Source organism: Kitasatospora sp. NPDC091257 (assembly GCF_044757675.1).
Classification (GTDB): Bacteria; Actinomycetota; Actinomycetes; order Streptomycetales; family Streptomycetaceae; genus Kitasatospora; species Kitasatospora lactacystinica.
This window is the reverse complement of sequence record NZ_JBIVVI010000104.1, coordinates 1-12872: the sequence shown is the minus strand read 5'-3', so window position 1 is coordinate 12872 and position 12872 is coordinate 1. Positions and strand designations below refer to the sequence as shown.

The 12872-nt window shown below is 73.7% G+C and carries 11 protein-coding genes; 3 read left to right on the top strand and 8 right to left on the bottom strand.

What is annotated here, in order from left to right; translation table 11 throughout:
* The first annotated feature begins 80 nt into the window (after positions 1-80).
* Positions 81-1295 (top strand): pyridoxal phosphate-dependent aminotransferase, encoded by a 1215-nt coding sequence (locus tag ACIQOV_RS07510; protein ID WP_401045984.1) that lies wholly within the window; start codon positions 81-83, stop codon positions 1293-1295.
* A 165-nt stretch (positions 1296-1460) separates the two neighbouring features.
* On the opposite strand, the gene ACIQOV_RS07505 is transcribed toward ACIQOV_RS07510, so the two are convergent.
* Positions 1461-3287, bottom strand: a complete 1827-nt coding sequence (locus ACIQOV_RS07505; protein WP_380553474.1) for a phosphoenolpyruvate carboxykinase (GTP) — start codon at positions 3285-3287, stop codon at positions 1461-1463.
* Positions 3288-3571: 284 nt separating this feature from the next.
* On the opposite strand from ACIQOV_RS07505, the gene ACIQOV_RS07500 reads away from it, so the two are divergent.
* A complete protein-coding gene (locus tag ACIQOV_RS07500; RefSeq protein WP_401045982.1) occupies positions 3572-4246 on the top strand; it encodes a hemolysin III family protein in 675 nt (224 codons plus the stop codon).
* Here the strand turns inward: ACIQOV_RS07500 and ACIQOV_RS07495 are convergent.
* The 3 genes from ACIQOV_RS07495 to ACIQOV_RS07485 all read right to left on the bottom strand — a co-directional run bounded on the left by ACIQOV_RS07495 (position 4217) and on the right by ACIQOV_RS07485 (position 6950).
* Entirely contained in the window at positions 4217-4876 is a 660-nt protein-coding gene (locus tag ACIQOV_RS07495) for a hypothetical protein (RefSeq protein ID WP_401045979.1), read from the bottom strand. The two genes, ACIQOV_RS07500 and ACIQOV_RS07495, sit on opposite strands and share 30 nt — an antisense overlap.
* A 470-nt stretch (positions 4877-5346) precedes the next feature.
* Positions 5347-6240 (bottom strand): hypothetical protein, encoded by an 894-nt coding sequence (locus ACIQOV_RS07490; protein ID WP_401045976.1) that lies wholly within the window; start codon positions 6238-6240, stop codon positions 5347-5349.
* Between the two features lie 8 nt (positions 6241-6248).
* Positions 6249-6950, bottom strand: a complete 702-nt coding sequence (locus tag ACIQOV_RS07485) for a papain-like cysteine protease family protein (RefSeq protein WP_401045974.1) — start codon at positions 6948-6950, stop codon at positions 6249-6251.
* Between the two features lie 335 nt (positions 6951-7285).
* Here ACIQOV_RS07485 and ACIQOV_RS07480 point away from each other — a divergent pair, with 335 nt between their 5' ends.
* The gene (locus ACIQOV_RS07480; protein ID WP_401045987.1) at positions 7286-8218 is read left to right on the top strand and encodes a hypothetical protein; all 933 of its coding nucleotides are present in this window, start codon (positions 7286-7288) and stop codon (positions 8216-8218) included.
* Between the two features lie 55 nt (positions 8219-8273).
* Here the strand turns inward: ACIQOV_RS07480 and ACIQOV_RS07475 are convergent, their stop codons facing one another.
* The 4 genes from ACIQOV_RS07475 to ACIQOV_RS07460 form a co-directional block, all read right to left on the bottom strand.
* On the bottom strand, positions 8274-9134 hold the full coding sequence (locus ACIQOV_RS07475; RefSeq protein WP_401045971.1) for a GNAT family N-acetyltransferase: 861 nt from the start codon (positions 9132-9134) through the stop codon (positions 8274-8276).
* A gap of 64 nt (positions 9135-9198) precedes the next feature.
* Positions 9199-11241: a thioredoxin domain-containing protein gene (locus ACIQOV_RS07470; RefSeq protein WP_401045969.1), complete on the bottom strand. Its 2043-nt coding sequence runs from the start codon at positions 11239-11241 to the stop codon at positions 9199-9201.
* Between the two features lie 40 nt (positions 11242-11281).
* Entirely contained in the window at positions 11282-12112 is an 831-nt protein-coding gene (locus tag ACIQOV_RS07465; protein WP_380548791.1) for an ABC transporter ATP-binding protein, read from the bottom strand.
* A 35-nt stretch (positions 12113-12147) separates the two neighbouring features.
* Positions 12148-12872, bottom strand: a 725-nt coding sequence (locus ACIQOV_RS07460) for a prolyl oligopeptidase family serine peptidase (protein ID WP_401045967.1), incomplete at its 5' end; no start/stop codon positions are given.

The window sequence follows — 12872 nt, the reverse complement described above, 5'->3', positions numbered from 1 at the left end:
GAGGACGGAGAGTCCGCCGGTGAGCGCGAGCGCGCATTCGACGAGGGCGAAGGCGGTGGCGGGCCCTAAAGTAGGCGGACATGCAGGTCATCCAGTCCAGCAAGCTCGCCAATGTCTGCTACGACATCCGCGGCCCGGTGCTCGACGAGGCGATGCGGCTGGAGGAACAGGGCCACCGCATCCTCAAGCTCAACACCGGCAACCCGGCCACCTTCGGTTTCGAGGCGCCCCCGGAGATCCTCCAGGACGTCCTGCGCAACCTCGCCAACGCGCACGGCTACGGCGACTCCAAGGGCCTGCTCTCCGCGCGCCGCGCGGTGGTCATGCACTACGAGGACCGCGGGCTGCACGGCCTCTCCGTCGACGACGTCTTCCTCGGCAACGGCGTCTCCGAGCTGATCCAGCTGGCCATGACCGCGCTGCTGGACGACGGCGACGAGGTGCTCGTCCCGGCCCCGGACTACCCGCTGTGGACCGCCTCGGTCTCACTGGCCGGCGGCACCGCGGTGCACTACCGCTGCGACGAGCAGTCCGAGTGGTACCCGGACCTCGCCGACATCGAGGCCAGGGTCACCGACCGGACCAGGGCCATCGTGGTGATCAACCCGAACAACCCGACCGGCGCGGTCTACCCGCGCGAGGTGCTGGAGGGCATCGCGGAGATCGCCCGCCGGCACGACCTGGTGGTCTACGCGGACGAGATCTACGACAAGATCCTCTACGACGACGCCGAACACGTCCCGCTGGCCACCCTGGCCCCGGACCTCTTCTGCGTCACCTTCAACGGACTGTCCAAGGCCTACCGGGTCGCCGGCTTCCGCTCCGGCTGGATGGTGCTGTCCGGCGACCGGCGCCGGGCCCGCAGCTACATCGAGGGCCTCGCCGTGCTCGCCTCGATGCGGCTGTGCGCCAACATGCCCGCCCAGCACGCGGTGGCCGCCGCGCTCGGCGGACGGCAGTCGATCCGCGACCTGGTGCTGCCCGGCGGCCGGCTGCACGCCTCGCGGGACGCCGCGTACGAACTGCTGAACCAGATCCCGGGGGTCAGCTGCGTCAAGCCCAAGGGCGCGCTGTACGCCTTCCCCCGGCTGGACCCCAAGGTCCACAAGATCAAGGACGACGCCCGGATGGTGCTGGACCTGCTGCGCTCCCAGCGCATCCTGCTGGTCCAGGGCACCGGCTTCAACTGGCCGGAGCCGGACCACTTCCGGCTGGTCACCCTGCCCCGGGCGGAGGAGATCACCGACGCGGTGACCCGGATCGGCGACTTCCTCGGGGGTTACGTCCAGCCGTAGCCCCGGGCGGGAAGCACCCGGGAGAAACACTACGGCCGGAGTCCCGGCCCGGGCGATCTCCTTGGTCGGGGGAAAATCGCCCGGCGGAACTCCGGCCGTCCTGCCGCTCGGCGGGGCGCGCGGTTCGTGCCGCGCGCCCGCCTCTCTCCCGGCTGAGGCTCAGGCTCAGCCGAGGCGCGCGACGAGGTTCCGGTACTCGTCCCACAGCTCCTTCGGGGTGTGGTCGCCGAAGGTCTCCAGGTGGGCCGGCACGAGAGCGGCCTCCTGGCGCCAGAGGTCGGCGTCCACGGTGAAGAGCAGGTCGAGGTCCTCCTTGGACAGGTCCAGGTCGCCGAGGTCGAAGCCCTCGACGGTCGGCAGCACGCCGATCGGGGTCTCGACGCCCTCGCCGGTCCCCTCCAGGCGCTCGACGATCCACTTGAGCACGCGGCTGTTCTCGCCGTAGCCGGGCCAGACGAACTTGCCCTCGGCGTCCTTGCGGAACCAGTTGACGTAGTAGATCTTCGGCAGCTTGGCGGCGTCCGCCCGGGCGCCGACCTTCAGCCAGTGGGCGAAGTAGTCACCCATGTTGTAGCCGCAGAACGGCAGCATCGCGAACGGGTCGCGGCGCAGCTCGCCGACGGTGCCCTCGGCGGCGGCGGTCTTCTCGGAGGCGATGTTGGCGCCGAGGAAGACGCCGTGCTGCCAGTCGAAGGACTCGGTCACCAGCGGGACGGCGGTGGCGCGGCGGCCTCCGAACAGGATCGCCGAGATCGGCACGCCCGCCTGGTCCTCCCACTCCGGGGCGATGGTCGGGCACTGCGCGGCCGGGACGGCGAAGCGGGCGTTCGGGTGGGCGGCCGGGGTGCCGGACTCGGGGGTCCAGTCGTTGCCGCGCCAGTCGGTCAGGTGCGCCGGGGGCTCCTCGGTGAGGCCCTCCCACCACACGTCGCCGTCGTCGGTGAGGGCGACGTTGGTGAAGACGGTGTTGCCCCAGAGGGTGTCGATGGCGTTGGCGTTGGTGTCCACACCGGTGCCGGGGGCGACGCCGAAGAAGCCGGCCTCGGGGTTGATGGCGTACAGGCGGCCGTCGGCGCCGAAGCGCATCCAGGCGATGTCGTCGCCGATCGTCTCGACCTTCCAGCCCGGGACCGTCGGCTGGAGCATGGCCAGGTTGGTCTTGCCGCACGCCGACGGGAAGGCGGCGGCGACGTACTTGGCCTCGCCGTTCGGCGGGGTGAGCTTCAGGATGAGCATGTGCTCGGCCAGCCAGCCCTCGTCGCGGGCCATGGTCGAGGCGATGCGCAGCGCGTAGCACTTCTTGCCGAGCAGGGCGTTGCCGCCGTAGCCCGAACCGAAGGACCAGATCTCCTTGGTCTCCGGGAAGTGCGAGATGTACTTGGTGCTGTTGCACGGCCACGGCACGTCCGCCTGGCCCTCGGCGAGCGGGGCGCCGACGGTGTGCACGGCCTTGACGAAGTCGCCGTCCTCGCCGAGCTGGTCCAGCACGGCCTGGCCCATGCGGGTCATCACGCGCATGGAGACGGCGACGTAGGCGGAGTCGGTGATCTCGACGCCGTACGCGGCCAGCGGGGAGCCGACCGGGCCCATCGAGAAGGGCACGACGTACATCGTGCGGCCCTTCATCGCGCCGCGGAAGAGTCCCTGCTCGCCCTGGAAGAGCTCCCGCATCTCGGCGGGGGCCTTCCAGTTGTTGGTCGGTCCGGCGTCCTTCTCCTGCTCGGAGCAGATGAAGGTGCGGTCCTCCACGCGCGCCACGTCCGTGGGGTCCGAGGCGGCGTAGTAGGAGTTGGGGCGCTTCTCCTCGTTGAGCTTCTTGAAGGTGCCCTGCGCCACCAGCAGGTCCGCGAGGCGGTGGTACTCCTCGTCGGAACCGTCGCACCACTCGATGCGGTCCGGCTGGGTGAGCTCGGCGATCTCGCTCACCCAAGCGAGCAGCTGCTTGTGGCGGGTGGGCGCGGATGCGCTGAGAGCAGAGATCTCGTACGACACGATCGCTCCGTTTCACGCCATCTCGGCGAGGAGACGGCGTCGCGGGGGTCTGAGGGTGCTTGCAGCGTAGCTCCGGACTCAAGGCCGGAACGTGGCGAAGCGTCGAAATTGACGCACCTTTTACTCCAGCCAGTATGATTACTGACCAGTAACAGAGCAGCCTCACCCGCGACGGAGTGTGCGGCGCCACACTCCTATTACTCCAAAACGTCCAACAGTGACGATCGCCACTTCCTACGCGCCAGTAACCTACGGATCCGTAGGTAACGGGTAGCATGCTGCGCATGACTGCTGCTGCGCTCGCGGAGAGTGCACTCATAGAGAGCAAGCCGAAGTGGCGCGGCTGGCTGCACGCCGGAATGTTCCCCGCCACGGTGGCCGCCGGGATCGTGCTGATCTGCCTGGCCGACTCCACACCCGCCAGGATCGCCTGCGCGATCTACTCGGTCAGCGCCTGGCTGCTGTTCGGGGTCAGCGCGGTGTACCACCGCTTCGACTGGGGCCCGCGCGGGGACGCCGTGCTGCGCCGGCTGGACCACGCCAACATCTTCCTGATCATCGCGGGCACCTACACGCCGTTCACGATGCTGCTGCTCAAGGGCGCCGACCAGCAACTGCTGCTCTGGGCGGTCTGGGGCGGCGCACTGGCCGGGATCGCGTTCCGGGTGTTCTGGGTCGGCGCGCCGCGCTGGCTGTACACACCGGTGTACCTCGCGCTGGGCTGGGCCGCCGCCTTCTACCTGCCGGACTTCCTGCACACCGGCGGGGTCGCCGTCCTGGTGCTGATGGTCGTCGGCGGAGTGCTCTACAGCATCGGCGGCGTGGTGTACGGGCTCAAGCGGCCCAACCCCTCACCGCGCTGGTTCGGGTTCCACGAGGTGTTCCACGCCTTCACCCTGGGGGCGTTCATCGTCCAGTACATCGGCGTCTCACTGGTGGCGTACAGCACGGCCGGCTGATCCCGGCGCACCCCGACGGGCGGTCGAACGGTCCACGGACCGGCCGGCCGCCCGTTCCGCCGTCCAGGGCCGCTCGTACGGGGCCCGGAGCTGCGGGCGGCGCGGGACGGCCGCGTGGTCGACGGCGCCGGACTCCGACTGCGGGCCCGGATCCTGCAGCAGCCCGTGCACGTGGTGGTGCTCGCCGTGGGCGTAGTACTGCTCCCCGCGGGCGTGGTGCTGCTCCCCGTGCGACTCCCGGCGGGGCTCGCGCGACTCCCGGTACGGCTCGCGCGGCGACCCGGCCGCCGTCGGGAGCGCCGCGGACCCGGACCGCCCCGGCGCACCGGCCGAGCGGGCCCGCGCCTGCCGGGCGTCGAGCGCCTCGCGGGCCCGACGGCAGCGCTCGCAGTGCGCGGCGTCCGGGATGCCGCGGCGCGGGCGGTGCCGGACCGGGGCCCGATCCCCGTGCATCGCGCGCCAGCGGCGGGCGACGTACACCATGAGCAGCAGGGTCTCGACCCCGGCGACCGCCAGGACCAGCAGGGCGCCGTTGATCAGATAGGCCGCGACCACGGCCAGCGCAGAGCCCACCACCACCGCCGAACCCCACACCTGGGTGCTCATCTGCTTGTCGTCCGCGTCGGCCACTTCGGTCCCCTTTCCCGGTGCCGGGCTCGTGGTCGGCTCCCGCCGCCCCACCTCTTCTCCGCTCTCGGCACGCGTCGGCCAGCACTGACCGATTGCCACATGGTATCTACCGACAGTCATGGCCAACTGCCCCGGGGCGGCGAACGACAGATCAACGTTGCGTCAATTCCTCGTGCGGAAGCAGCACTTCCAGGACACATCACGGAGCGTAGCCGCGGTTCGCCTCCGTCGAACGGGCTGGACGCACCGGACGCACCGGACGCGCCGGACGCCCCAACGGCAGCACGCAGGGCGCCGAACCGGCCGCCGACCGGACGGTCGGCGGCCGGTTCGGCGCCCTTGCGGTTGTCCTCTCCGTTCCGCTCTGTTCGATGTGCGGGTACATGACGCGTGCGGGTTCGTCACGTGTGCGGGTTCGTCACGTGTGCGGGCAGCGGGGTCCGGCCCGACCGACCGGACCCCGCCCGCCGTCAGCCGCGGCGGACGCCCGTCCTCCGCCGCAGCACGGCACCCGCGCCCACCAGCGCGGTGGCCCCCAGGGCGGCCGCCGCCGTCACGGCCGGCAGCTCCGAACCGCCGCCCGGGGCCTGCGGGGCCTGCGCCACGGCGGCGAGTTCCGGCGCGGCGTCCACCTGGTAGCCGCCGCCCTCGCCCGACCGGTCGTACGCCGAGCCGGGCAGCTTGTCCCCGTACCGCTGGTGCACCAGCTGCTGGTACGCAGCCAGGGTGACCCCGCCGGCGCCCACCGAGCGCCGGGCCTCGTCGTCCAGCGGCAGCACCCGGCCGTCGCGCAGCACGTACCAGGCGTTGACCTGCGGCTCGCGGAAGGCGGTGCCGCCGCCGCTGCCCGCCGCCTTCGCCGCGTAGTCGCTCTCGTCACCGCCGGAGGCGATGTTGACGACCTTCCAGGCCTCGCCCTGCCGCACGGTCCAGACCGAGGCACTCTGCCCGTCCGCCGCGACCACCTTGCTGGCGGTGAACTCGGCCTTCGCCACCGGTGCGCCCGGGGTGCCGGCCACGAAGCCCGGGTCCAGCAGGTACACCGGCACCGTGTCACCGGCCAGCCGCGGCGCGGCCTCGCTCGCCGCCCGGGCCTCCTCGGCGGCGCCGATGGTCAGCTGCCGGGTCGGCGGGACGCCCTTGCGGGCGAAGAAGTGGCCGACCTTGTCGAGGACGGCCGCGTCCTGGACGGCGCTGCGGGCCTGCGCCAGCTCGGCGGCGGGCACCGGGGCCGGGGCGGACGGGGAGTCCGCGTGCGCGGCCGGGGCGAGCGCCAGCGCGAGACCGGCGGTGAGCAGGACGGTGACGGCGGCCGTGGAGGCGGCGGAGGTGACGGCCCGACGGCGGCTCTTGATCTCGGTCATGGTCGCCCTCACGCGCCGATCCGGTACAGGGAGTGGGTCCACGAGAACGTGTCGTTGTTCACGTAGTACTGGTAATCCGCCCAGTTGTAGCGGTAGTTGGAGGGCCATGGGTCGCCCCAGTAGACCCAGTTGCTCCCGGTGTCGTAGCCGTACAGGACGTGCATGTGGCCGCCGCCCGAGCTCCACTGGATGCGCGTCTCGATCGGGCGGTTGGCGTTCACCTCGGACTGCACGGTGCCGTAGTTCAGGTACCCGTTGACGTACGAGCCCGGGTTGATGCCGACCCAGCTCAGCCCGTTCTGCACATCGCCCAGCGTGGCCTGGCTGTTGGGGCAGCTGGAGTTGACGGAGCGGCCGAACGCGGCGTTGCAGAACTGGTTCTGGCTGTAGTTGTAGCCGAACCAGGTGGCGATGGTGTTCCCGCTCGCCGCCCAGCACCAGTTGGTCTGCTGTTGCTGCTGCATGGTGATGTTGAGCTTCTTGTAGGTGCCGGCCAGGTCGGCCGTGCTGCCGGGCGCGGCGGCCTGGCGGACCTGGTGCGCGGCCCGGTCCTGGGCCCGGTCCTGGGCCTGGGCCCGGTACTGGGCCGGCTGCCCGGCCGGGGCGGCGGCGATCGCGGGTGCGGCCATCGCGGCGGTGAGCGCCGGGCCCAGCACGCCGAGGGTGAGCAGCGAGACCGCACGGCGCAGCCGTATCCGTGGAACTGGCATGGGGGAATGCCTCCTTGCACGAGTGGAGCGAGGGGCTGTGTGGGGGCGCGGTCCGGATCGCGCCCCGAGCATCGCGCCTCGTCAGGTACGGGTCAACGGGCCTCGGTGCGGCCCGGACCGGGATGTGAACGGGCCGGCGCGGATGTGAACGACGCCCCGGGAACCCCCGCGCAGCAGGCCCGGACCGGTGACAAACCGCCGCATCGATGTGAATATTCACGGTCAAACGGCGGCCCGTCCCAGCCGTCGGCGCCGGACCGCCCGCATGCCCGCACGCCCGCACGCCCGCACGCCCGCACGCCCGCACGCCCGCACGCCCGCCCCAGGAGGCTGCCATCCACAGGAGCGACCCAGCCGACCTCGCCGCCGCCCTGCGCACGGGCCCCTTCCACCTCGCCCTGCGCACCGCGATCTCCGCCCGGGGACTCGCCCTGCACCGCATCCGCCGACACCTCGCCCTGCGCGGCGTCAACGTCGGCCTCACCAGCCTCAGTTACTGGCAGCAGGGCCACCGCCGCCCGGAACGCGCCGAGTCACTGCGCGCCGTCGCCGCCCTGGAGGACGTCCTCGACCTGCCCGAGCACTCCCTGACCCGGCTGCTCGGCCCCCGTCGCGCCGCCGGCCCCGCACCGGCCGGCCCGCCGGTGCGCCCCTACCGCGACCTCATCTCACCGGCCGTGGCCGTCGACGGACTGCTCGCCACCCTCGCCGGCCCGCGCGACACCGGGCTGCACACCATCACCCACATCGAGCGCATCCGGGTCGGCCCCGACCGCCGGATCGCCCGCCGCGACTCCCAGCACGCCCTGCGCGCCCACCGCGACGGCATCGACCGCTACCTCGCCCTCTACCAGGGCGACCCGGGCAGCGACATCACCCGCGTCGGCGTCCGCGCCGAGGAGAACTGCCGCCCCGGCCGCATCCGCCGCGACCAGGCCCACCACCTGCTCGCCGCCGAACTCCTCCTCGACCGCCGCCTGCGCACCGGCGACACCCACCTGCTCGGCTACGGCTTCGACGACTCCCCCTCGCCCGACCCCAGCTGCGAGTACGTCCGCGGCTTCAACTCCGGCGCCGGTCAGTACGTCCTCCAGATCACCTTCCACCCCGCCGCCCTCCCCGTCCGCTGCCACCGCTTCGCCCTCCACTCCCCCGGCGCCGCCCCGTACGAGACCGAGGAGCTCACCCTCGACGGGCACCACTGCGTCCACCTGGTGGCGACGGCGGTGCGGCCGTGCCTGCTGGGGATCCGCTGGGACTGGGAGTGAGGGGCGGCCGGACCGGTGCCCGGCCAGGGGCCGCGCGACCGGGCACCGGCACCGGCTACGCCCGGCGGAAGTCCATGATCAGGGAGTCCTCCACCGGCAAGTAGCCGATCTGCTGGTAGATGGAGTTGCTGGTCGGATTGGCGAGGTCGGTGTAGAGCAGGACCTCGGTGGCGCCGCGGGAGAGAAGGTGGGCCGAGACGGCGGCGGTGACGGCGGTGCCGTAGCCGCGGCCGCGGCTCTCGACGGGGGTGTAGACCGGGCCGATGCGGGACATCCCGGCGAGGATCGGGCTGCTGCCCGCCAGGGCGACCGGGCGGCCGACGTCCTCCCACAGGTGCAGGCAGCCGCTCGCGGTCCGCTCGTCCACCGCCCGCGGGACGTCGGGGACGTCGACCCCCGCCTCGGCCAGGAACTCCTCGTACCAGCGGATCGCCCGCTCGCGGTCGGCCGGTTCGGCCAGCCGGTGGCGGCCCGCGGGCGGGCGCGGCGGGTCGGTCAACTCGCCGAGCCGGTAGAGCCGTTCGTCGAAGCGGACGGCCTGCTCGGTGCCGGTCGCCGCCGTCCACGCGGCGGCGAAGGCGCGGACCGCTTCGGCACCCCCGCCGACCCCGGTCACCGTGGTGAACCCGGAGCCGGCGGCGGCCAGGTCGACCGCCAGCTCGGCGGCCGCGGCCGGCGGCATGAAGGAGAGCCTGGGGTCGAACGGCGGCGTCTGGAGGAAGGCCCCGGCGACCGGACCGTCCTCCTCGGCCCGCCACCAGCCGAAGACCGGCGGCTCACCGAACACCGTCAGGCCGGACGCGGCCAGCCGGTGCGCGATGGTGAGCAGGACGGTGTTCTCGGCGGGGCGGGTGGCCAGGAAGGCGCCCGCCTGGTCGCGGAACTCGTCGAGGGAGGTGCTGAAAGTCCAGGTCATGGCCCATGGTGGACCGCCCGGGGCCGGTTCGCCAGCGATTTCGCGGCCGCCGCCGGGGCTCCCGCTACTCGACCGCCACGCCCAGCTTCCCGGCCAGCGCCGCCGGATCGGTGGTCGGGGCGTCGCAGGCGAAGTGCCGGCAGACGTACGCCGCGGGCGCCCCGCCGACCAGCGGCCGGTCGGCCAGCAGCGGCACCTCGGGCTCCCCGGGCGCGCCGACCGCGACCACGGCCCCCGGCGCCGTCCCGAGCAGCGCGGCCCGTCGCAGCGCCGCGGTGGCCGGATCGCCGTCCGGGCCGACCACGGCGACCTCGCGCGGCCCGTCGAGCAGCGCCTCGGCGACGGCGAGGCCCCAGCCGATGAACCGCGGCGCCCGGCCGGCGAGCGCGCCGACCACGCCGAGGGCCCGCTCGGCGGCCGTGCGGTGCCGGTCGGAGCCGGTGTACGCGGCGTACGTGAGCAGGGCGCCGGCGGCGGCCGTCCAGCCGGACGGGGTGGCGTTGTCGGTCGGGTCCTGCGGGCGGCGGATCAGTTCCTCGGCGTCGTCGGCGGTGTCGTAGAGCGCGCCGGAGGCCTCGTCGGTGAAGTGCTTGAGCACGGTGTCGAGCAGGCCGCCCGCCAGCTGGAGCCAGGAGGACTCGCCGGTGACGGCGTACAGCGCGAGGAAGCCCTCGGCGGTGTCCGCGTAGTCCTCCAGCACGCCGGCGTTGGCACCGGCCCGGCCGTCCCGGGAGGTGCGCAGCAGCCGGCCGTCCGGGGTGAGGTGAACGGCGAGCAGCAGGTCGGCGGCGCGTTCGGCGGCCTCGACCAGGTCGGGGCGGTCCAGCAGCGCGCCGGTCTCGGCGAGCGCGGCGACGGCCAGGCCGTTCCAGGCGGCGACCACCTTGTCGTCCCGGGCCGGGGCCGGGCGGGCCCCCCGGGCCTCGGCCATCCGCGACCGGATCGCCTCGTACTCGGCGAAGTCCTCCGGGTCGGAGAGGAGTTGGAGCACCGAGGTGCCGTGCTCGAAGGTGCCCTCGGCGGTGACGGTGAACAGCCGGGCGGCGGTGGCCGCGTCGGCGGGGCCGAGCAGGTCGACCAACTGGCCGGGCTCCCACACGTAGTAGGCGCCCTCGGCGGACTGCCCGGTCTCCTCGTCGAGGCTGTCGGCGTCCAACGCGGAAGCGAACGCGCCCTCGGGCGTGCGGAGTTCGCGCAGCAGGAAGTCCGCGGTGGACAACGCGACCCGGCGGGCGAGGGGCGAGCCGGTGGCCCGCCACAGGTGCAGGTAGGCGCGCAGCAACAGGGCGTTGTCGTACAGCATCTTCTCGAAGTGCGGCACCACCCAGCCGGCGTCCACCGCGTACCGGGCGAAGCCGCCGCCGAGCTGGTCGTGGATGCCGCCGCGGGCCATCGCCCCGCCGGTGCGCACGGCCATCTCCAGCGCCGCCTCCGAACCGGTCCTGGCGTGGTGGCGCAACAGGAACTCCAGCACCATGGCCGGCGGGAACTTGGGCGCGCCGCCGAAGCCGCCCCGGCTCTGGTCGAAGTCCCGGCTGAGACTCACCAGCGCCTGGTGCAGGTCCGCCTCGCCGGGCGGGTTGTGGGCGCCGGCCGAGTAGACGGCGGCCCGCTCGGCCAGATCGGCCCGGATCCGCCCGGCGACCTGCCCGACCTCCTCCCGGCGGTCCCGCCAGGCGGCCTCCACGCCCTCCAGCACCTGCCGGAACGACGGCATCCCGTGCCGGGGCTGCGGCGGGAAGTAGGTACCGAAGTAGAACGGCTCCTTGTCGGGGGTGAGGAACACCGTCATCGGCCAGCCGCCCTGCCCGGTCGCGGCCTGCACCGCCTCCATGTACACGGCGTCGACGTCCGGCCGCTCCTCCCGGTCCACCTTGACCGGCACGAACCGCTCGTTGAGGTACTCGGCGAGCCCGGCGTCCTCGAAGCTCTCGTGCGCCATGACATGGCACCAGTGGCAGGCCGCGTAACCGACGGACAGCAGCACCGGCACGCCGCGGCGCTCCGCCTCCGCGAAGGCCTCGGGGCCCCAGGGCCACCAGTCGACGGGGTTGTCGGCGTGCTGGAGCAGGTACGGCGAGGTCGCGTCCGCGAGACGGTTCGGCATGCGTCCATCCTCGCGCATCCGGCGCTCGGCGCGCGGCAGGTCAGGCCGGTCCGGACCAGTAACTGATCCCGAGATTGGCGTCGAAGGTGCGCATCCGTCCGAGCACCTGGTCGGGGGTCGGGCCGAGGAGCTCGTCGACGATGCGGCCGTCGGCGAGGAAGACGACACGGTCGGCGTACGAGGCCGCGACCGGGTCGTGGGTGACCATCACGACGGTCTGGCCGAGCTCCCGGACGCACCGGCGCAGCAGCGCGAGGATCTCGGCGGCGGAGCGGGAGTCCAGGTTGCCGGTCGGTTCGTCGGCGAAGACGATCCGGGGCCGGCCGGCCAGCGCCCGGACGCAGGCGACGCGCTGCTGCTGCCCGCCGGAGAGCTGGGCCGGGCGGTGGCCGAGCCGGGCGCCGAGGCCGGCCGCCTCGACCAGGGTGCGCAGCCACTGCTGGTCGGGGGTGCGGCCGGCCAGGGTCAGCGGCAGGGTGATGTTCTCCGACACCGTCAGGGTGGGGATCAGGTGGAAGGCCTGGAAGACGAAGCCCACATAATCACGGCGGAGCCTGGTCAGTTGGCCGTCGCTCAGCCGGGTGAGGTCCACGTCGCCGATCCGGGCCGCGCCCGAGGTGCAGGACTCCAGCCCGGCGAGGCACTGGAGCAGGGTGGACTTGCCGGAACCGGACGGGCCCATGATCGCCGCGAACTCCCCCTCCCGGAAGGCCACCGAGACCCGCTCCAGCGCCACCACCCGGGCGTCTCCCGACCCGTGCACCTTGGTCAGGTCGACGGCCGCCGCGGCGGCCGGGGCGTGGTTCGCGGCGGCGCGGGGCGGGCCTCCGGGACGGGACGGGCCTCCCGCGAGGGAGTGGGGCTCGGTCATCGGTGGTGCTCTCCTCGGCTGGACACGGGCGAAGGTCAGGACTGGGGTCTGGGCCGGGGGCCGGACGGACCGGCGGGCGGGCCGGCGGGCAGGCCGGCGGGCGGCACCAGGCCGGTGCCGGCGCCCAGCAGGGCGAGGGAGCGGACCGCGAGCTCCCGCCCGGCCGCGGCCGGGCGGCCCTGGTGGCCGCCGCTGTCGTGGTGGTCGAGCAGGACCGGCGCGGCCCCGGTGCCGGCCCGTCCGAGCGCCGCGCAGAGCTTCCAGGCGTGCCAGGGCGGTACCCGCGCGTCGTTCGCCCCGGTAGCGAACAGCACCGCCGGGTACGCCGTCCCGGGCACCACCCGGTGGTACGGGGAGTAGTCGAGCAGCGCCCGCAGCGCCTGCGGGTCGGCCGGATCGCCGTACTCCTCCGCCCAGAGCCGGCCGAGGCCGCCGACCTGGTAGCGCGCCAGGTCGGTCAGCGGGGCCGCGCACACCGCGGCGGACAGCAGACCGGGCTCCCGGGTGAGCGCGGCGGCGACCACCAGGGCCCCGTTGCTGGCGGCCAGCGCGCCCAGCCCGCCGGCCGGGGCCTCGCCGCGTTCGACCAGCATCGCGGCGGCGGCCCGGAAGTCGTCCACGGTGGCGCTCTTGCCGGCGCCCCGGCCGGCGGCCGCCCAGGCGGGGCCGAGTTCGCCGCCGCCGCGCGCGTGCACCCAGGCGATCCGGCCGCCGGCCCGCAGCCAGGCCTCCAGGGCCGGGTCCCAGGCGGGTTCCAGGG

Excerpts from the sequence above, each read along its gene's own strand:
- ACIQOV_RS07485 (WP_401045974.1), bottom strand. The coding sequence starts at position 6,950 with ATGCCAGTTCCACGGATACGGCTGCGCCGTGCGGTCTCGCTGCTCACC.
- ACIQOV_RS07500 (WP_401045982.1), top strand. The coding sequence starts at position 3,572 with ATGACTGCTGCTGCGCTCGCGGAGAGTGCACTCATAGAGAGCAAGCCG.
- ACIQOV_RS07475 (WP_401045971.1), bottom strand. The coding sequence starts at position 9,134 with ATGACCTGGACTTTCAGCACCTCCCTCGACGAGTTCCGCGACCAGGCG.
- ACIQOV_RS07510 (WP_401045984.1), top strand. The coding sequence starts at position 81 with ATGCAGGTCATCCAGTCCAGCAAGCTCGCCAATGTCTGCTACGACATC.
- ACIQOV_RS07470 (WP_401045969.1), bottom strand. The coding sequence starts at position 11,241 with ATGCCGAACCGTCTCGCGGACGCGACCTCGCCGTACCTGCTCCAGCAC.
- ACIQOV_RS07490 (WP_401045976.1), bottom strand. The coding sequence starts at position 6,240 with ATGACCGAGATCAAGAGCCGCCGTCGGGCCGTCACCTCCGCCGCCTCC.
- ACIQOV_RS07465 (WP_380548791.1), bottom strand. The coding sequence starts at position 12,112 with ATGACCGAGCCCCACTCCCTCGCGGGAGGCCCGTCCCGTCCCGGAGGC.